Source organism: Mycobacterium sp. UM_Kg1 (assembly GCF_000972925.1).
Classification (GTDB): Bacteria; Actinomycetota; Actinomycetes; order Mycobacteriales; family Mycobacteriaceae; genus Mycobacterium; species Mycobacterium hiberniae.
In genome coordinates, this window is the sequence record NZ_JRMK01000020.1 from 25,700 (window position 1) to 43,778 (window position 18,079).

Here is an 18,079-nt window from a genome sequence, read left to right on the forward strand (position 1 = left end):
GCACCCATCCTTTCCGCTAGATCGGCACGATATTGCTGATGAGCCACTTGCGGTCGATCTTGCGGAAGTCGACGCGCAACCGGCTGCCCTCGTAGTACTTCTCCTTGGACTTGCCCGTCACCACGCGGTTCACGAAGACCAGCACCGAACCGGTGGTCCGCTTGGCGTCCAGTGCGCCGACGCCGACCACGTCGACCTGGTTCACCAGCTGCTTCTCCCGGGCCTGCGGAATGATCTCGTTGACGGCCCGGGCCTCGAACTCGCGACGGTAATCCCCGGTGAACAACGGGAACGTCTCGGTCAGGCTGCGCTCCACGGTCTTGTACTCGTAGCCGAGCACTTTGGGAATCTCGTCGGTGGTCAGCTGGGTCAGCTCGGTGCGGGTCGCCTGTTCACCGTGCGCCTCGACCCGGCTCCAATACAGCGAGCCCGCGGTGGCACCGAGACCCACGAATACTCCCAGCAGCCCGACCATGGCGACGAGCCCTGCCCATCGGCGACTCATCGGCTGCCGTCCGGCCACTTCAAGTCGTAGGCGGTCATGTTGCCGGCAGCGTCTTCGTGGACGATGATCCGCAGCGCGTAGGGCTGCGACGGCTTGTTGACGCCGTCGGCGTCGGTCGCGGTCGCGCGCATCGCCACCAATACCGACGCATTGCCGGCGACATCGTCCACGCTCTCCAGGGCCGCGGCGTTGATCACGGCCTCGGAACTGTGCTTGGTCTCACGCAGCAGCGCCTTGAGGTTCTCGGTGTTGCTGGCCATCGTGTCGCGCAGCGGGCCGCTGGTGCCCGCTACGAAGCGCTCCACCTGCTCGTTCACGGTGTCAGGCGTGTAGGTGTACATGTTCAGGACGGTCTGGACTGCGGTGTCGACGAAACGCTGGTCGCGGCTGTCGGAAGCGACGGCGTGCCGATGCTGCAGCAACAGCACCGCCACCACCCCGCCCAGCACGGTACTGACGCCCAGCACGACGGCAGCGGCCAGGACGGCGACCTGCCGGGCGTTGGCTCTCCGCCGCGGCGGCGGTCCCACCGGGCGGGCCGCTGCCACGGCGGCCCGGCTCGGCGTCGGGACCTGGACGGCCGTCGCCTCGACGGAATCGCCGGCCGGACCGGCCGCACGCGAGGCCCGGCGTCGCGGCCTGGTGGGCTCGGGACCGGTCACGTCTGCCTCGGCTCGAGCATCAGGTCGGCCCAGTTCTCGGCGGGCAGCCATTTGTCGGCCCCCGACACGAACACACCGGTCTCACCTGCCGGGTCGACAAACTTGCCGCTGCGCTGGTCGTAGCTGCTGTAGGCCACGCCGTTGGCCTGGGCCTCGGCCGGCGCCGGCCCGGGCGCGGGATCGCGTCCGTAGGCCGGCAGGCCACCGTTGCCCCCGGGGCTGGTCGGCATGTTCTGGTCCGGCGGCGCGTAGTACGGCCACGGCGCAGGGGCCGGCCCCAGCGCGTTCGGCGGGTAGGGCAGCGGGAAGGGCGGGTTGGGCGCCGGCCCGGGGCCCGCGGGCACACCCGGCGGCAGGGCCACCACCGGCGGGCCGGGGTCGTAGTCGGCCTCCGGCGGGATATAGGGGAACTTGTTCATCGGGTTGGTCATCCGGGGGTCGGTGACCGGGGTGCCGTAGGGAACCGGCGGGCCACGCCACGCATTGCTGCCGATCGGGACGAAGCCCCTGGGGTCACGGCACAGTTGAATGGTCGGCGCACGCTTGCCCGGGTATTCCATACAGGGATAGTTGCGCGCACCGCGGACCGCGACCGAATCGTTCTGGGCCGCTTTGCAGTACAGGTCCTTAGGCAGTTCACGCACCGTCTCGTCGGCAGGCGAGCGCATCTCGGTGAACGGCAGGAACCCGACGGTGCACGGCGGCGGGTCGTGCATGTCGATCTTGAAGTCCAGCTTGACGCCTTCTTCCATGGGCACGCCACCGGCGACGGTCATCAGCGCGGCCATCAGGGCGGGGAACACCACCAGCGCCTGTTCGATCGACTTGCGGTAGATGACACCGATCCGCCCGAAATTGGCCATGCTGGCGGCCAATGTCGGGAACGACGCCCGGATCCCGCTGAAGGTGGTGTTCGCCTCGTCGGTGACGGACGGCAGGACCGCCAGCACCTCGCGCAGTTGCGGGTCGGCGTTGCGCACCTCAGTGGTGACCGCCGCCAACGAGCGGGTCAGTCTCTTGATGTCGTCCCCGCTGCGAATCTGAGCGTCCAGGAACGGCTCGAACTGGTCGATGAGCGCCGACGTCGCGTCGAAGTTGTCGTTGGCTTCGTCGACCAGTTGCCTCGATGACGCGATCATCCGGGCCAGTTCCTGCCCCGAACCGTTGAAGCCCTCGAACGCGCTGTGCAGCAGTTCCCGCAGCCGGCTGTTGGCGACGCTGTTGACAAGTGTCTGGGCCTCGTCGAGCAGTCCGGCGATGTCCTGGCCGATCGCGGTGCGGTCCTGGCCGATGCGGGCACCGCCGCGCAGCGACCCGGCGGCCGCGGCCGCGGCGGCGTCCGCGGGCGGCACCAGGTCGATGTACTGCTCACCGATCGCGGACATGCTCTTGACGGTCGCGGTGACGTTCCCCGGGATCTTGGCGCTGCTGTTGAGCCGCATCTGGGCGTCGACCCCGTGGTCGGTGAGACGCACGTCTTCCACCCGGCCCACCGTCACGCCGCGGTAGGTGACATTGGCGCTCTTGTAGATACCGCCGCCACCGATGAAGTCGGCGGTCACCTTGTAGGTGCCGATGCCCAGCCGGCTCGGCGCATGCAGGTACAGGATCGAGATGGCGCCGACGGCCAGCACCGTGACCACGGCGAAGATCCCGAGTTGGATTCGGACAAGTCGGCTCAGCATGGCAGGTCATTCCTCATAACGGACAGCCGTTCCGGGCGGGATCTTGAACGGGTCGGCCGCCTGGCCCGACAGATTGGCCATCTCGCCGATCAAAAAGTCGGGCGGGTTCAGGATCTCGTGCATGTGCGGCATGTTCGGGTCGAAGGCCCCGGTGGTGAACACCGACTCACCGAACCGCCGCAACGTCATGTCGAAGGTGGTGTACACGTTGAGGTAGTCGCCGCGCACCGCGTTGCGCAGGTACATCGACGGGAACGGGAAAGTCGGGATGAACGGGAACGCCGACACCAGTTCGTTGGCGTTGTCGGCGAAGGCCTTGACGATCGGGTACAGGTCCTTGACGTCGGCGGCGAAGTCCTCTTTGGTCTCGGTCATGATCCGCGAACCGACGATCGCCAGCCGCTGCAGCGCCCCGAACGCATCGACGATGTTGGAGCGGTTGTCGTTGAGTACCTGCAGTGCGGCGGGCATGGTCTCCAGCGCCCGAGCCAGGCTGGGAGCACTGCCGGCCAGGGTCACTCCGACCCGGTTCAGGCCGTCGGCGGCCGCGATGATGTCGCGGGCCTGCACGTCCAGTGACGCGGTGAGCTCGGCCAGGCGCGGCAACAGACCGGTGAAGGTGCCGACCCGGCCGGCGACCGCCGCGTAGGCCTCCTCGGTGATGTCCTGCAGCGCTCCGAGATTGCCCTGGTTGACCACCACTCCCAGCGACGACAGCACTTCTTCGGTGCTGGGGTAGCGCCCGGTCCGGCTCAGCGGGATCTGATCGCCGTGAGCGAGCCGGCCGACCGCCGCCTCATCGTGCGGTTCGGACAGCTCGATGTGTTGGGAGCCCAGCAGGGAGGTCTGCGCGACTTTGGCGACGGCGTTGGCCGGCAGCACGACGTCGCCGTCCAGCGACAGTCTGACCGCTGCATAGAAGCTGCCGTCGGGCTGCTGGACGGCCTCAAGCCCGGAGACACTGCCGACGGTGACGTCGTCGACCATCACCGGTGAGTTCTGCGGCAGGGTCGTCACATCCGGCAGTTGCACCGTGATGCTGTAGGACCCGCGGCCATGGCCCGCGGTGCCCGGCATGTTCAGCGAGTTCAGACCGCCGAACTGGCATCCGGACAGCACCAGCACGCCGGCACCCAGGACCGCTGAGCGCCGGGCGGCGCCGGCCAGAGACTTCACGCTCATCCGCCCTCCCCTGGTGCACCGGCTCCAGGCTGCGGCGGGCCCGGCGCCCTGCCCAGCTGCCCCGGCGCCGGCGGCGGCAGGAACAGGGCGGCGACGTCCTCGTGGCTCGGCGGCGTGACACCCGGCTGCGGCATCCACTTCAAGTAGGGCACCGGGGTCTGCGCCTTAGCCTCAGTGGCCGGGGTGTCGTAGATGATCTGGCCCTTGTAGGCGGTGATCGAGTTGATCGGGTGGAACAGGAGCGGTATGAAGTTCATCGCCCAGCGGCGCATCACCGGACCCATTCGTTCCTTGCAGATCTCGGCCCGCTTGAAGTTGTCCGGCACCGAACCGACGTCGAACACGCCGCCGCAGATGAACTGCACGGGATTGGCGAAGTCGGGCAGGGACAACAAGCCCGACAGGGTGCCCTGGGCGGGGTTGTAGATGTTGTAGAAGTTGACCAGGCCGTGCGGCGTGATGTGCAGCACCTGCTCCAGGTCCTCGCTCTGGTCACTGAGCACCTTGGTGAACTCCGACAGCTTGTCGACCTGCGCGATCAAGGCGTCGTTGTTGTCGCGCAGGAAGCCCCGCACATCGCGCAGCGCCTGGTTCAGGGTGCCCAGTGTGACGTCCAGGTCAGTCGAACTGTCGGCGAGCACCGCGGACACGGCGGCGACGTGGTCGGTGAACTGCACGAGCTGCTCGTTGCTGCCGGACAGCGCATCGACCAGCACCTGCAGGTTCTTGACAGTGCCGAACAGGTCGGTGCGCGAGTCGCCGAGCCGGCCGGTCGTGGCCGACAGCTCCCGCAGTGCGTTGCGGAAGGAGTCCCCGTTGCCGTCGAAGGTGTCCGCGGCCTGGTTGACGAACACGCTCAGCGCACCGTTGGCCTTGCCCGGCTCGGGTGCCAGTTGCGCGCTGAGCTGCGTCAGCTCCTTCTTGACCTCGTCCCACTCGACGGGCACCGCGGTGCGATCCTCGCCGAGCACCGCTCCATCAGCCAGTCGCTCGCCGCCGGTGTAGGCCGGCGCAAGCTGAATGACCCTCGCCGACACGATGTTCGGCGCCATCAGCACCGCGTGCACGTCCGCCGGCAACACCACGTCCCGGTTCACCGACATGGTGATCTTGACGTTCTCCGCGCGCGGTTCGATCGACTCGATCCGGCCGACCGGCACCCCCACCACCCGAACGTCGTCACCCGGATACAGGCCGACCGCCGAGGCGAAGTAGCCGGTGATCCGGTAGGCACGCTGCGCGGGCAACACCAGATACACCCCGGCAGCCAACAACACGGCCAGCACGCCGGCGAGCACGATTCGCGAAGTCGGGCGCGTCATGGCGACTTCGGCTTAATCACGGTGCGCTCGGAAATCATCCCGCGCAGGTAGTCGGCCAGGCTGTCCGGCAGTTTGCCGGGCTGGAAGTACACGTCGAGCAGCACCTCCGACATCGTGGGCGGCGGCAGGCCATAGAGGTTGATCTGGAAACCCGGGCCCGAGGAGACCACCTCGCCCAGTGTGGTGGCGTATCCGGGCAACCGGTCCAGCGCACCGGCGATCCGGTCCTTGCGCTCGATCATGTTGTCCAGCACCAGGTTGAGCTTGTCCAGGGTCGGACCGATCTCCTGGCGGTTGTCGGCGACCAAACCCGACAGCTGTTCGGACACGTCATCGATGCCCGCGATCAGTGCGCCGAGCGCCTGCCGGCGCTCGTCGAGCGCGGCAAAGAGCTGGTTGCCGTCGAGCACCAACTGATTGACCTGCGCAGCGCGCTCGTTGAGCACACCGGTGACCGACTTGGCGTGGGTCAGCAGCTGACCCAGCGCCTCGTCACGGCGGTTGATGCTGCGGGACAGCGCCGTCACCCCGTCGAGCGCCCCGCGCAACTGCGGCGTCGCTTCGCGCATCGAGTCGGTCAGAACGGCCAGCGCCTCCTCGAAACGCGGCTTGTCCAGGTCGCGAACATTGCCGCCGAGGTCCTGCAGCGCGTTGTTGAGCGTGTAGGGCGAGCGGGTGCGTTCCAGCGGGATCTCCCGCACCGATCCGGCACCGGCCGGCGTGATCGACAGTGCCTTCTCGCCCAGCACGGTGTCGGTGCGGATCGCGGCCAGTGACTGGTCCCCCACCCGTACATCGCGGTCGACGGTGAAGTTCACCTTTGCGCTGGCGCCGTCCAGCGCCACCTTGGTCACCTTGCCCACCCGGATCCCCGACACTGTCACGTCGTTGCCGGGCATGATCCCGCCGGCATCGGCGAAGTAGCCGTGATAGGTCTTGCCCTGCGGGTAGAACGGCAGGCTGGTGTAGCCGAAGGACACCAACAGCAGGCAGGCGATCAGCGCCATGCCCAAGGTTCCGGTGCGAACCGGATCTGAGCGGTCAATTTTTGACAGGAGAACACCTCCCCTTGGTGGTGTCGGTCTGTCCGCCCATCGGCAGGATGATGTCGCTGCCGGCGGGTCCGTTGACCTTCATCGAGACCGTGCAGTAGTTGATGTTGAAGAACGAACCGTAGGCGCCCAGTGCGTTGAGCCGCAGGTAGTTCTCTTCCAGCGGATCGATGACGTCGTTGAGCTCCTGCTTGCGCTTGTTCAGCACCGTGGCCAGCGGCCGCGCATTCTCGATCACGCCCTGCAGCGGCCGCCGGGTGCGGCGCAGTGTGTCGGTGAGATCGTTCTCGACGGCGGCCAGCGGGCCGATCGCCCCGGCGATCGGGTCCTTGCCCTCGGCCAGGCCGGTGATGAGCTGCTGCAACCGGTCGACCGTGGCGTCGAACTGCTCGCTCTTTTCGTCGACCGTGGTCAACACCGTGTTCAGATTGTTGATCACGTCGCCGATCAGCTGGTCGCGGGAGGCCAGGGTGGTGGTGAAGGAGTTGGTGCTGGCCAGCATCTGCGTCAAGGCGCCGCCCTGGCCCTGCAGCAGCTCGATGATCGCGTTGCTGACCTCGTTGATCTTGTTGCCGTCAAGGCCCTTGAGCAGCGGGCGCATCCCGCCCAGCAGCGCGTCGAGGTCCAGCGCCGGCTGGGTGTGCTCCCGGGCGATGGTGCCACCGGGCGGCAGCTTGCGCAGGTCCCCGACGCCCGAGGCGATCTCCAGATAGCGGTCGCCCACCAGGTTCTCGTACCGGATCAGCGCACGGGTCGAGTCGTAGATCTGATAGCGCTTGTTGACGTCGAAGGTGACCTTGACGTTGTTGTCCCGTGTCAGCTCCACCCGTTTCACCGTGCCCACCGGGATCCCGGCGATCCGCACGTCCTCCCCGCCCCGGAGCCGAGACGCGCTGGCGAAGTCCGCGTGATAGGTGTGGCTGGACGCGAACCGGAATTCGCCGAATACCACCACCAGCCCCGCCGACACCAGCAGCATGGCGACGGTGAAGATGCCGACCTTGATCAGGGTCCCGCGCGTGTTCATCAGTATTCATCCCGTTCCGCGTAGGCGCCGTTGAAGAGGAACTGTGCGGTGGACGGGGCGTCGAACTGCAGCTCGGTGTTCGGCTGGAACGGGATGTAGGCGCTGTCGGTCACCAGGAAGGGTGACCGGAACCAGGAGCCGCCGAACTGCTTGCTGGGGATGTCCGGCAGGCCACGACAGTTGGGGCCGCCGGTCGCGTTGGCGATCGGCAGGCTCTCCGGAAAGGTGTAGGCCGGCGCACCGGGCAGGAAGTTGGAGTGCACGTACAGCGCCGGCTTGGTGCCGCCCAGGGAGGGGCCGAACCGCTCCAGCGACTGCTTGATCCCCTTGAAGAGGCAACCGAACTCCGGGGAGTACTCGGCCAGCAGACTGCCCAGGGAACGGAAGCGCTGAATAGCGGCGATGAAGTCGTCGGCGGCCGGCGCGAGCGTGTCGTAGCCGTTGTTGGCCAGACCCGTGGTAGCCAGCAGCGCCTGGCTGAGGTCGTCGCGCTGTTCCACCAGTGTCTTACTGAGGGTCGGGACGTTGTCGAACGTCGTCGCCAGGTCCGGTGCGGCGTCGCCGTAGATGTCCCCGACCACCGCGGTCTTGGCGAATCCCGACTGCAGCTGCGGCAGTTTGGGGTTGATCTTGTCCAGGTAACCGTTGAGTCCCGACAGCAGCGCGCCCAGGTTGTCCCCGTTGCCCCGCAGGCCCTCGCCCAGCGCGCTGATGGTGCCGTTGAGCTCAACGGGGTCGACCTTTTCCAGCACGTCGGTCAGCTTCTCGAACAGCGTGTTGACCTCGAGCTGGACGGCGGACGCCTGCACGTTGGCCCCGTTGTGCAACGCCTTGCCCGACGGCTCCGGCGGAGGGATGAACTCCACCGACTTGGCGCCGAAGATGGTGTTGCCGGCGATGCGCACCGCGGCGTTGGACGGGATGTAGGACATCGCCGAGCTGTCCATCGCCAGGATCAGCTTGGCCTGGTCGCCCTGGTATTTGATCGCCTTGACCTTGCCGACCTGGATGCCTCGGTACTTGACCTTGGCGTCCTGCTCCATCACCAGCCCGGCGCGCGACGAGGTGACGGTGACCTTGTCGGTGGAGGTGAACGCCGACGTGTAGGCCAGGTAGGTGAACACCGTGGCGGCAAGCAGGATCCCACCCAGGATTGCCGCGGCAATCCGCACCTGGGTACGCCTCGATCCCGTTTCCACCTGTATGTCCTTGCTAGCCCGAGAGGTTGAAGTTACCGGACCCGCCGTACACGGCGAGTGAAACGAACAGCGTAATGACCACCACCACCACAAGCGACGTCCGCACGGCCTGACCGACGGCGATGCCCACACCGACCGGACCGCCGGCGGCGTTGAATCCGTAGTTGGTGTGCACCAGCATCACCGCGATCGACATGATGATCGCCTGCAGGAAGGACCACAGCAAGTCGGTCGGGATCAAAAAGGTGTCGAAGTAGTGGTCGTAGAGGCCCGGCGACTGCGAGTTGATGAACACGGTGGTGGAGCGTGCCGCGAAGAACGCGGCCAACACCGACAACGAGTACAGCGGAATGATCGCGATCAGGCCGGCGACCAACCGGGTGGACACCAGATACGACACCGCATGGACCGCCATCGATTCGACGGCATCGATCTCCTCGGCGACCCGCATGGCACCGAGCTGGGCGGTGGGGCCGGCGCCGATGGTGGCGGCCAAGGCGATCCCGGCGACCACGGGCGCCACGATCCGCACGTTGAGAAACGCCGACAGGAATCCGGTCAACGCTTCGATGCCGATATTGCCCAGCGACGAGAAGCCCTGAACGGCGATCACCCCACCGGAGGCCAGCGTCAGGAAGGTGGCCACGCCGACGGTTCCGCCGATGATCGCCAGGGCACCGGTGCCCATGGTGATCTCTGCGATCAGCCGGACCGTCTCCTTGCGATATTTGGTCAGGGCGTTGGGGACGTAGCGGATCGAGTCGGCGTAGAACAGGGCCTGCTCGCCGAAGTTGTCGACGGCTTTGGGCATCCAGCGGAACAACCGCCGGAACCGCAGGGTGGCGTCATAGCTCACTTGACCAACACCCGCACGCTGATCGCGGTCATGACGACGTTGATGACGAACAGGCAGATGAAGGCGTACACGACGGTCTCGTTGACCGCGTTGCCGACGCCTTGCGGCCCGCCTTTGGCGGTCAACCCGCGATAGCACCCGATCAGTCCGGCCGCGGTACCGAACAGCAGCGCCTTGATCTCAGCCATCACGAGCTCCCCCAGTCCGGTCAGCACCGTGAGACCGTTGATGAAGGCACCCGGGTTGACGCCTTGCAGGAAGACGGAGAAGACATAGCCGCCGACCAGGCCGATGGCGCACACCAGCCCGTTGAGCAGTAGCGCGACGAACGTCGAGGCCAGCGCGCGCGGCACCACCAGCCGGTGGATGGGATCGATGCCCAGCACCCGCATCGCGTCGATCTCCTCGCGGATGGTGCGCGCGCCCAAATCGGCGCAGATGGCGGTGGCACCGGCACCGGCGACCACCAGCACGGTGACCACGGGACCCAATTGGGTGATAGTGCCGAAAGCGGTGCCGGCCCCCGACAGGTCGGCGGCGCCGATCTCACGCAGCAGGATGTTGAGGGTGAACGCCACCAAGACGGTGAACGGGATCGCGACCAGCAGGGTCGGCACCAGCGAAACGCGGGCGATCATCCAGGTCTGATCGAGAAATTCGCGGTACTGGAACGGCCGGCGGAACATCGCCCGGAAGGTGTCGATCGACATCTCGACGAAACCGCCCACGGCCCGGGCCGGAACCGTGAGCTGTTCGATCAAGGCACGTCCTTCCCGCAAGTGCGCTTCCGCGGCGTCGGTGGTCGCAAAACTGTATCCGGCAACCTCCTACGACCGGTGTCGTTCGTGCAAATTCGGACGCCACCACACGTGAGCCGGATCATACTAACTAGAACACGTTCTCAGTGTCAAAAGGCACCTCTCAGCTCAGTGCATGAGGCATTTGCCCTGGTCAGAACCGATTCTGACCCACGACACGGTGGAACGCGTTCTAATGGGGTGCTAGTCGCCGGCCATCAACTCCGAGGCGGAGAACGTGCGGGCGGGATCACGCCCAGCGAAGTAGTTGGCCAGGGTGTCCGACAGCCCGGCGGGGTCCCACGCCTGCCCGTCCGCGCTGAACCTACGCTCCACCGTCGGCGCGGCCATCAGGGTGACCTCGGGCCCGTAGACCACGAATACCTGGCCGTTGACCGCCGCGGACGCCGGAGACGCCAGGAACCGGACCAAAGTCACCACATGTTCGGGCGACAGGGGATCAATCTCGCCCTCGCCCACCTTGGCCTCGCCGAACACGTCGGCGGTCATGGCGGTGCGGGCCCGCGGGCAGATCGCGTTGGCGGACACGCCGTAGCGGTTCAGCGCCCGGCTGGCCGACAGCGTCAGCGCGGTGATCCCCGCCTTCGCCGCGCCGTAGTTGGCCTGGCCGACCGGGCCCATCAGGCCGGCTTCCGACGAGGTGTTGATGATCCGGCCGTAGACGGTTCCGCTGTCGGACTCCTTGGCCTTCTGCCGCCAGTAGGCGGCCGCGTTGCGGGTCAGCAGGAAGTGCCCGCGCAGATGTACCGCGATCACGGCGTCGAAGTCGTCGTCGGTCATGTTGAACAGCATCCGGTCGCGGGTGATTCCGGCGTTGTTGACGACGATGTTGAGCCCGCCCAGGCCGTCGGCGGTGCTGACCAACTCGTCGGCGGTGGATCGTTGGCTGATGTCACCGGCCACCGGCACGCCCTTGCCGCCCGCCGTGGCGATCTCATCGATGACGTCGGAGGACTCCAGCGCCGCAGCAATGTCGTTGACCACGACAGTCGCCCCGGAGCGGGCCAACCCGATCGCCTCTGCTCGGCCCAGGCCGGCGGCCGCGCCGGTCACCACGGCGACCTTGCCGGTCAGATCCCTCGCGCTGTCAGTCATCTACGCCACTCCTCTTCATCGCTGACGCTCTGCATCGTCGCCGGCGGCTGTCGACGCCGCTCCTGATGCGTCGCCGGCGCCATACGGCGCCGGCGGTTATGAATACCTCTAGTCGTTGCCGGTGGAGATTAGTCCTCGACGCGGCGCAGCGCGGCGCGCGGGCATTCGGCGATCGCCTGCTCCGCGTGGGCTTCCCGGTCGGCGGGAACCGGAGCGAATTTGACCTCTGCCTGCTCGTCGTCGTTCAGATCGAAGAGGTCGGGGTCGATTCCGACGCAAATCGCGTTGCCCTCGCAACGATCCAGATCTACCTCAACGCGCATGACATTCTCCTGTTAAAGCCCTGCGCCGACCGAGCACGTCGGGCCGACGTCGTCTACTAGTGTCACCATACGATCAGACAGCGTCCCCATACGACCCGCTAGGGCCGTTGGACCCCGGGAATAGAACGTGTTACAACGAGCTGTCGAACTGAATCTTATCGTGACACCGATCACCAGCGAAGGACTCCCCCGATGCAGATCAGCTACACGCCGGCCCAAGAAGAGCTGCGCAGCGAACTGAGGTCCTACTTCGCCACGCTGATGACGCCGGAGCGGCGCGAGGCCCTGAGTTCGACCCAGGGCGAGTACGGCACCGGCAACGTCTATCGCGAGACCGTGGCCCAGATGGGCAAGGACGGTTGGTTGACGCTGAGCTGGCCGAAGGAGTACGGCGGTCAGGCGCGTTCGGCGATGGATCAGCTGATCTTCACCGACGAGGCGGCGATCGCCGGCGCCCCGGTGCCGTTCCTGACCATCAACAGCGTCGCCCCGACGATCATGGCGTTCGGCACCGAAGATCAGAAGAAGTTTTTCCTGCCCAAGATCGCGGCCGGCGAGCTGCACTTCGCGATCGGCTACTCCGAGCCGGGCGCCGGCACCGACTTGGCCTCGCTGCGCACCACCGCGGTGCGCGACGGCGACGAGTACGTGATCAACGGCCAGAAGATGTGGACGTCGCTGATCGCCTATGCCGACTATGTGTGGCTGGCGGCCCGGACGAACCCGGAAGCCAAGAAGCATCGCGGTATCTCGATGCTGATCGTTCCCACGAGCGCCGAGGGGTTCTCCTGGACCCCGGTGCACACCATGGCCGGCCCGGACACCAGCGCCACCTACTACCAGGATGTGCGGGTGCCGGTGAGCAACCTGGTCGGCGAGGAGCACGCGGGCTGGAAGCTGGTCACCAACCAGCTCAACCACGAGCGGGTCGCGCTGGTGTCGGCGCAGCCGATCTTCGTGGCTCTCGAAGAGGTCCGTGAGTGGGCGCAGAACACCAAGGATGCGCACGGCAACCGGATCATCGACTCCCAGTGGGTGCAGCTCAATCTGGCGCGGGTGCTGGCCAAGGCCGAAGTGCTCAAGCTGATCAACTGGGAGCTGGCCTCATCCGACAAGGCCGCGCCGTCCCCGGCGGACGCCTCCGCGGCGAAGGTCTTCGGCACCGAGCTGGCCACCGAGGCATACCGGCTGCTGATGGAGGTACTCGGGACCGCCGCCACCGTGCGCCAGGACTCCCCCGGCGCACTGCTGCGCGGACGGGTGGAACGGATGCACCGCGCGTGCTTGATCCTGACGTTCGGGGGCGGCACCAACGAAGTGCAGCGCGACATCATCGGCATGGTCGCCCTGGGCCTGCCCCGTAACCGCTGACCTAACTACCCCAAGGACTTTGGAGGCAAGCACTCATGGACTTCACCACCACCGAAGCATCCGACGACCTCTCGGGTCTGGTCGCCACGATCGTCGACGCGGTGTGCACCCCAGAACACCAGCGCGCGCTGGATGCCCTCGAGCAACGCTTCGACACCGACCTGTGGCGCAAGCTCATCGACGCCGACGTGCTGTCCAGCGCGGCCAGTGAGTCGCTGGACGGCGGCGGGTTCGGTGTGCTGGAGCAGACGGCGATCCTGACCGCGCTCGGGCGTCAGCTGGCTGCCGTGCCGTACCTGGAGTCGGTGGTGCTGGCCGCCGGGACGCTGGCGAAGTTCGGCTCCGCCGAGCTGCAGCAGCAGTGGGGCGCTCCGGCCGTGGCCGGCCAGAAGATCCTCACCGCCGCACTCGACGGTGACATGGGCGAGGGTCCGGTCGCCGCGTCGGCGACCGACGGCGGGTTCCGGCTGACCGGTACCCGCACCCAGGTCGGTTTCGCGCCGGTCGCCGACGCCTTCCTGGTGCCGGCCGAGACGGATTCCGGTACCGCGGTGTTCCTGGTGGCCGCCACCGATCCGGGTGTGACGGTGACGCCGTTGGCCACCACCGGCCGCGGCAGTGTCGGGCACCTGGAGTTCGCCGGGACGCAGCTGGCGGCCGAGCGCCGCGTCGGTGGCGCCGATGCGCTCGACCACCTGATCAGTCTCGCGGCGCTGGGTCACAGCGCCTACCAGCTCGGGGTGCTGGAGCGCGGATTGGCTCTGACGGCCCAATACGCCCGTGAGCGGGAGCAGTTCGACAAGCCCATCGGCAGCTTCCAGGCCGTCTCGCAGCGGCTGGCCGACGGCTACATCGACGTCAAGGGTCTGCGGCTGACCCTGACCCAGGCCTCCTGGCGCGTCAGCGAGGGGCTGCCCGCCACCACCCAGGTGGCCACCGCCGCGTTCTGGGCGGCCGAGGCCGGGCACCGGGTGGCGCACAGCATCGTGCACATCCACGGCGGAGTCGGCATCGACACCGACCACCCGATCCACCGGTACTTTCTGGCGGCCAAGCAGACCGAGTTCGCGCTCGGCGGCGCCACCGGTCAGCTGCTGGCGATCGGCCGCGAACTGGCCGAGACACCGGCCTAGTTGGCCGGGCGGGGCGCTTCAGCGGTTCAGCGCATCCCCGAACGTCACCTTGAACCCGGGAAGGTCCGACAGCGGCACGGTGGCGTCGTAGGTGCGCTGGTAACCGGTGGCGCTGATCTTCCAGCCGTCGACGGTCCGGCGGTAGGTGTCGTGGTAAAACGCGGCGCCGATCAGCATCAGGTTGACGTCGGGCACGATCACCCGGTCCTGCAGATACCAGATGCCGGTGGCGGTGTCGGCTCCGGTGAGGGTGATCTCGGGGTGGTTGACCCGATGCTCGGTGATCACGTTGGCCGGCAGTGCGTTGCGCATGAACTCCACCAGCGATTCGCGGTCGGTGAAGGTGTGGTCGCTGCCCATCGACTTGCCATAGTCGGCGGTGACGTCTTCGGTCAGCGTGGCCGCGAAGTCGTCCCAGTGCTTGGTGTCCAGCGCCCTCAGGTAGCGGTACTTGACGCCCTTGATGGCTTCTATGGCCTCGAAATCAGTCACCGCCCTATTGCAGCACTAATCTGACCCCCATGTCAGCAGCGACCCTCCTCGACGAGCAGCCCACTGTTACCGCCCTACTGGCGCCGTTGGCCGACGTGGACGACCGGGGCGTCTTCTACCAGGACAGCTTCGTCAGCTGGCGCGATCACATCGCTGCGGGAGCCCGGCTGGGCGCCGCACTGCGGGCCCGTCTCGACCCGGAGAAGCCGCCGCATGTCGGTGTGCTGCTGGGCAATACCCCTTTCTTCTCGACGGTGCTGGTGGCCGCCGCACTGACCGGGATTGTGCCGGTGGGCCTGAATCCCACCCGCAGAGGAGCGGCACTGCAGCGCGATGTCGCCCACGCCGACTGTCAGCTGGTGCTGGCCGACAACACCGCCGGTGTCGAGGTGACGGGCATGATCGATGTCGAATCACCAGGGTGGCAGGCGGAATTGGCCGACTATGACGGTGCCCCGGTGACCTTCCGTGAAGCCGACGCCGACGAGCTGTTCATGCTGATCTTCACCTCGGGAACCAGCGGCGACCCGAAGGCGGTGCGCTGCACCCAGTGGAAGGCGGCGTTCCCGGGGGTGATGTTGTCGCAGCGATTCGGGCTGGGCACCTCCGATGTCTGCTATCTGTCCATGCCGCTGTTCCACTCCAACGCGGTGATGGCGGGTTGGTCGGTGGCGGTTGCCGCCGGCGCGTCGATCGCGTTGCGGCGCACGTTCTCCGCATCCGGGTTCATTCCCGACGTGCGCCGGTTCGGGGCTACCTACGCCAATTACGTGGGCAAGCCGCTGTCGTACGTGCTGGCGACGCCCGAGCGGCCCGACGACGCCGACAACCCCCTGCGCCTGCTCTACGGCAATGAGGGGGCGCCGCGGGATCTGGAGCGGTTCGCCGCCCGGTTCGGCTGCACGGTGGTCGACGCGTTCGGCTCCACCGAGGGCGGAGTGGCGATCGGGCGCACCCCGGACACGCCGCCCGGCGCACTGGGCCCACTGATCGACGGGAACACCATCATCGACGTCGAGACCGGCCAGGAATGCCCACCCGGCGTGGTCGGCGAGCTGGTCAACGCCAGTGGCCGCGGCCAGTTCCGCGGCTATTACCGCGATCCCGAGGCCGAGGCACAACGGATGGCCGGCGGCATATACCACTCCGGCGACCTGGCCTACCGCGACGAGGCCGGCTACGCCTACTTCGCCGGCCGGCTCGGCGACTGGATGCGGGTGGACGGTGAAAACCTCGGCACCGCTCCGATCGAACGCGTCCTGTTGCGCCACAATGCCGTCGCGCAGGTCGCGGTGTATCCCATCCCGGACCCGGCGGTCGGCGATCAAGTGATGGCCGCGGTGGTGCTGGCCCGGGGTGCGTCGTTCGACGCCGACGAGTTTCGCGCGTTTCTGGCCGAGCAGCCCGACTTGGGACCCAAGCAGTGGCCGTCCTATGTGCGAGTGGCCGACGAACTGCCGCGCACCGAGACGTTCAAGGTGCTCAAGCGGGTGTTGTCCGCCGAGGGCACGCAGTGTGCCGATCCGGTGTTCCAGATCCGTCGGTAACCCCATCCTTTCCGGCAAAGACGCTGGTGCGCAGCCGATCAGCTGAAGGCCGGCGCGACGAATCGCCGCACCATCTGCAGTTCGGTCTGGGTGTCACCGATGGGCCAAATCGCCAGTGACATGACCACCCGCACGATCCACTGGGCCGCCTGCGGATCGTCGGCGGCAATTCCGGTGAGGTCGACGGCGAGCCGGCCCAGCACCGGCGAGGCGGGCAGCTCGGTGAGATCGCGACCGTTGGTCACGCCGTCCATCATGTTGCGCACCGGGTCGGCCCGGATGTGTTCGAGGGCGACGGTGATCGCCTTGACCATCCGCTCCGGCCCGGTCAGGTCCTGCACCGCGGTGCGGACCGAGTCGACGATGCGGGCCGCCAAGCGCAGCAGCACGGCGTCGCGGATCTGGGCTTTACCTCCGGCATAGCGGTAGATGGTCGCCCGGGAGCAGTGCACATGCTCGGCCAGCGTCTCGATGTCGAAGGCCTCCAGCCCATCCCGCAGCACAAGTTCCGTGGCGGCCGCATAGATGCGGTCTGCGGCCGCCGCACGTCGCTCGGCCCCCAACAGCCAGTCATCTCGAGCCACCGTCCCGCCTTCCCGATTCGCGCGTAGCTCTACTGTCTCAGCTTTGAGACACGAGCGGGCTTAAATCTCAGGCTTTGTGCTGGTGCGTTCATCGGTGTGAAACGGCGTCCACCGCCTGCGGGCGATGGGGAAATCTCAACATCGGCCGCGGTGGTTGACGCGGCATATCCGCACCGGTCAGCGTGACGAAGTGACGACGCGCGAAGGCCGACTGGGCATGCTGTTGTTCGATGACAACTACGTACAAGATCCCTACCCGCTGTATCGGCGCATGACCGAGAGCGGACCGGTTCATCGCATCGGCGACTCGGGTTTTTATGCGGTGAGCCGCTGGGATGCGGTGAACGAGGCCATTGCCCGGCCCGAGGACTTCTCCTCGAACCTGACCGCGACCATGACCTATCAGCCCGGCGGCGACGTCGGCATGTTTGCGATGGAGGGCCTGGGTGGCAAAGGCCATGTGCTGGCCACCGCCGACGAACCCGCACATGCCGTGCACCGCAAGGCGCTGCTTCCACAGTTGGCGGCCAAACGCATCAGGGCCTTCGAGCCGTTTATCGCCGAGACCGGCCAGCAGCTGTGGAACACCCAGCTGAGCCGGGGGCGTATCGAGTGGATGGGCGCCATGGCGAATCGGCTCCCGATGATGATCGTGGGTCGCATCATCGGCGTGCCCGACTCCGACACCGAAAAGCTGGTCCGCTGGGGGTACGCGGCGACCCAGGTGGTCGAGGGGCTGGTCAGCGAAGACCAGCTCACCGCCGCCGGCATGTCCGTGATGGAGCTGGCGGGCTACATCGCCGATCAGTTCCAACGGGCCGTGGCAGATCCCCAGGACAATCTGCTGGGCGACCTGGCCACGGCCTGCGCGCGCGGAGAGCTCGAGGACCTGACCGCGCTGACCATGATGATCATCTTGTTCAGCGCCGGCGGCGAATCAACGGCGTCCCTGATCGGCTCTGCGGCGTGGATTCTGGCCACGAACCAAGACGTCCAACAACAGCTGCGCCGGCAGCCGGAACTGCTCGGTGCATTCCTCGAAGAGGTTCTGCGATACGAGCCCCCGTTTCGGGGCCACTATCGTCACGTGGTCAACGACACCGAACTGTGCGGCGTGCAGCTTCCCGCCGATTCACGTCTGCTGTTGCTGTGGGGTGCGGCCAACCGCGATCCGGACCACTTCGACGATCCCGATCAGTTCAGGCTCTGTCTCTTATACACATCTC

Annotated in this window: 18 protein-coding genes; 4 read left to right on the plus strand and 14 right to left on the minus strand. The window is 66.9% G+C overall.

The window, feature by feature from the left end:
• Positions 1–16: 16 nt before the first annotated feature.
• The 12 genes from LI92_RS05170 to LI92_RS05225 all read right to left on the minus strand — a co-directional run bounded on the left by LI92_RS05170 (position 17) and on the right by LI92_RS05225 (position 11,726).
• On the minus strand, positions 17–505 hold the full coding sequence (locus tag LI92_RS05170) for a hypothetical protein (RefSeq protein ID WP_046316726.1): 489 nt from the start codon (positions 503–505) through the stop codon (positions 17–19).
• Entirely contained in the window at positions 502–1,167 is a 666-nt protein-coding gene (locus LI92_RS05175; protein WP_046316687.1) for an Rv1363c family protein, read from the minus strand. Before LI92_RS05175 ends, LI92_RS05170 begins: the two co-directional genes overlap by 4 nt.
• On the minus strand, positions 1,164–2,852 hold the full coding sequence (locus LI92_RS05180; RefSeq protein ID WP_046316689.1) for an MCE family protein: 1,689 nt from the start codon (positions 2,850–2,852) through the stop codon (positions 1,164–1,166). The genes LI92_RS05175 and LI92_RS05180 overlap by 4 nt, the downstream gene beginning before the upstream one ends.
• A gap of 6 nt (positions 2,853–2,858) precedes the next feature.
• The gene (locus LI92_RS05185) at positions 2,859–4,034 is read right to left on the minus strand and encodes an MCE family protein (RefSeq protein WP_046316692.1); all 1,176 of its coding nucleotides are present in this window, start codon (positions 4,032–4,034) and stop codon (positions 2,859–2,861) included.
• Positions 4,031–5,356: an MCE family protein gene (locus LI92_RS05190; RefSeq protein ID WP_046316694.1), complete on the minus strand. Its 1,326-nt coding sequence runs from the start codon at positions 5,354–5,356 to the stop codon at positions 4,031–4,033. The genes LI92_RS05185 and LI92_RS05190 overlap by 4 nt, the downstream gene beginning before the upstream one ends.
• Positions 5,353–6,411, minus strand: a complete 1,059-nt coding sequence (locus tag LI92_RS05195; protein WP_046316696.1) for an MCE family protein — start codon at positions 6,409–6,411, stop codon at positions 5,353–5,355. Before LI92_RS05195 ends, LI92_RS05190 begins: the two co-directional genes overlap by 4 nt.
• The gene (locus LI92_RS05200) at positions 6,398–7,435 is read right to left on the minus strand and encodes an MCE family protein (RefSeq protein WP_046316698.1); all 1,038 of its coding nucleotides are present in this window, start codon (positions 7,433–7,435) and stop codon (positions 6,398–6,400) included. Before LI92_RS05200 ends, LI92_RS05195 begins: the two co-directional genes overlap by 14 nt.
• Positions 7,435–8,607, minus strand: a complete 1,173-nt coding sequence (locus LI92_RS05205) for an MCE family protein (protein ID WP_046316700.1) — start codon at positions 8,605–8,607, stop codon at positions 7,435–7,437. The genes LI92_RS05200 and LI92_RS05205 overlap by 1 nt, the downstream gene beginning before the upstream one ends.
• A 40-nt stretch (positions 8,608–8,647) precedes the next feature.
• The gene (locus LI92_RS05210) at positions 8,648–9,490 is read right to left on the minus strand and encodes an MlaE family ABC transporter permease (protein WP_046316702.1); all 843 of its coding nucleotides are present in this window, start codon (positions 9,488–9,490) and stop codon (positions 8,648–8,650) included.
• Entirely contained in the window at positions 9,487–10,251 is a 765-nt protein-coding gene (locus LI92_RS05215) for an MlaE family ABC transporter permease (RefSeq protein ID WP_046316703.1), read from the minus strand. The genes LI92_RS05210 and LI92_RS05215 overlap by 4 nt, the downstream gene beginning before the upstream one ends.
• Positions 10,252–10,491: 240 nt before the next feature.
• The gene (locus tag LI92_RS05220; protein ID WP_046316704.1) at positions 10,492–11,403 is read right to left on the minus strand and encodes a 3-oxoacyl-ACP reductase; all 912 of its coding nucleotides are present in this window, start codon (positions 11,401–11,403) and stop codon (positions 10,492–10,494) included.
• Between the two features lie 128 nt (positions 11,404–11,531).
• Positions 11,532–11,726 (minus strand): ferredoxin, encoded by a 195-nt coding sequence (locus tag LI92_RS05225; RefSeq protein ID WP_046316706.1) that lies wholly within the window; start codon positions 11,724–11,726, stop codon positions 11,532–11,534.
• A gap of 192 nt (positions 11,727–11,918) precedes the next feature.
• On the opposite strand from LI92_RS05225, the gene LI92_RS05230 reads away from it, so the two are divergent.
• Both LI92_RS05230 and LI92_RS05235 read left to right on the plus strand, forming a co-directional pair.
• Positions 11,919–13,097 carry an acyl-CoA dehydrogenase gene (locus tag LI92_RS05230; protein ID WP_046316708.1) on the plus strand — a complete coding sequence of 393 codons (1,179 nt, stop codon included), beginning with the start codon at positions 11,919–11,921 and terminating at the stop codon, positions 13,095–13,097.
• Between the two features lie 35 nt (positions 13,098–13,132).
• Positions 13,133–14,230, plus strand: coding sequence for an acyl-CoA dehydrogenase family protein (locus LI92_RS05235; RefSeq protein WP_046316711.1), 1,098 nt, complete (start codon positions 13,133–13,135; stop codon positions 14,228–14,230).
• Positions 14,231–14,248: 18 nt separating this feature from the next.
• On the opposite strand, the gene LI92_RS05240 is transcribed toward LI92_RS05235, so the two are convergent.
• Positions 14,249–14,722, minus strand: a complete 474-nt coding sequence (locus LI92_RS05240; RefSeq protein WP_046316712.1) for a nuclear transport factor 2 family protein — start codon at positions 14,720–14,722, stop codon at positions 14,249–14,251.
• Positions 14,723–14,751: 29 nt separating this feature from the next.
• On the opposite strand from LI92_RS05240, the gene fadD17 reads away from it, so the two are divergent.
• Complete coding sequence (fadD17, locus tag LI92_RS05245; RefSeq protein ID WP_046316714.1) at positions 14,752–16,269, plus strand: long-chain-fatty-acid--CoA ligase FadD17; 1,518 nt, start codon at positions 14,752–14,754, stop codon at positions 16,267–16,269.
• Positions 16,270–16,307: 38 nt separating this feature from the next.
• Here the strand turns inward: fadD17 and LI92_RS05250 are convergent, their stop codons facing one another.
• Entirely contained in the window at positions 16,308–16,853 is a 546-nt protein-coding gene (locus LI92_RS05250; protein ID WP_046316716.1) for a TetR/AcrR family transcriptional regulator, read from the minus strand.
• Positions 16,854–17,043: 190 nt separating this feature from the next.
• Between LI92_RS05250 and LI92_RS05255 the strand changes: the two genes are divergently transcribed.
• A partial coding sequence (locus LI92_RS05255) for a cytochrome P450 (RefSeq protein WP_046316718.1) occupies positions 17,044–18,079 on the plus strand: 1,036 nt, incomplete at its 3' end.